1 protein-coding gene is annotated in these 1,082 nt (G+C 67.7%); it reads left to right on the top strand.

The genetic code is table 11. From position 1 onward, the window contains the following. Nucleotides 1–104 precede the first annotated feature (104 nt). Nucleotides 105–1,070 carry an IS481 family transposase gene (locus tag AADH62_RS14540; RefSeq protein WP_341580143.1) on the top strand — a complete coding sequence of 322 codons (966 nt, stop codon included), beginning with the start codon at nt 105–107 and terminating at the stop codon, nt 1,068–1,070. Nucleotides 1,071–1,082: the final 12 nt, after the last annotated feature.

Consider the following 1,082-nt stretch of genomic DNA (forward strand, 5'->3'; position numbering starts at 1 on the left):
TGTACCCGGCCATGAGGTTGGTTCCGCGGTGCGGGTTGTGAACGGAGAGGACCTCCGGGCTTAGTGGAGATGTCTGACGTCTTCACAAAGCACACGGAGGTCCCATGGCCCACGCTAACGCCCGCCTAACCGTTCACGGCAGGCGGCTGATCATCGAACGTGCCCGGGCGGGCTGGAAGCAGGCGCATATCGCCGCGGCGATGGGAGTGTCGCGTCGCTGCGTGACGCGGTGGATCGCCCGCTACCGCGACGAGGGTGAGGCCGGGCTGCGTGACCGGTCCTCACGTCCGCACACCAGCCCGTCGCGCACGAGCGCCGAGGTTGAGGAAGCGGTGCTCGAGCTGCGCCGGAAAGAGCGCCTCGGGCGCGATGAGATCGCCGCGAGACTCGGCGTCTCACCCCGGACGGTCTCGCGCATCCTGGCCCGCCACGACATCCCGCCGTTGCGGGCGCTGGACCCGATCACCGGGGAGGTGATCCGCGCGTCGAAGACCACCGCTGCCCGCTACGAGCGGGACCGTCCCGGCGAACTGGTCCACATGGACGTGAAGAAGCTGGGCCGCATCCCCGACGGCGGCGGCTGGAAAGCACACGGCCGCGCCAGCGGATCGATCCTGCGGGACCGGAACATGAAAGTCGGATTCGACTACATCCACTCGCTCGTCGACGACCACTCCCGGCTGGCCTATTCGGAGGTCCTGCCCGACGAGAAGGGGCCCACCTGCGCAGCGTTCCTGGAACGAGCGCTCGCCTACTTCGCCGCCCATGGGATCACCCGCATCGAGCGGCTGATCACCGACAACGCCTGGGCCTACCGGTTCTCGCTGCGGGAGGTCTGCACAGCGCACGGCATCCGGCAGAAGTTCATCAAGCCGCACTGCCCCTGGCAGAACGGCAAGGTCGAACGCTTCAACCGCACCCTGCAGACCGAATGGGCCTACCGACAGGTCTTCCTCACCAACGCCGACCGATCCGCCGCGCTTGCACCCTGGCTCGAGCACTACAACACTGGACGACGCCACTCAGCCCTCGGAGGCCACCCACCGATCACACGCCTGGCACCAACGTGACGGCCGGGTACA

This window comes from Microbacterium schleiferi (assembly GCF_038150145.1).
GTDB lineage: Bacteria > Actinomycetota > Actinomycetes > Actinomycetales > Microbacteriaceae > Microbacterium > Microbacterium schleiferi_B.

Coding starts and splice junctions, on each gene's coding strand:
- AADH62_RS14540 (WP_341580143.1), top strand. CDS start 105: ATGGCCCACGCTAACGCCCGCCTAACCGTTCACGGCAGGCGGCTGATC.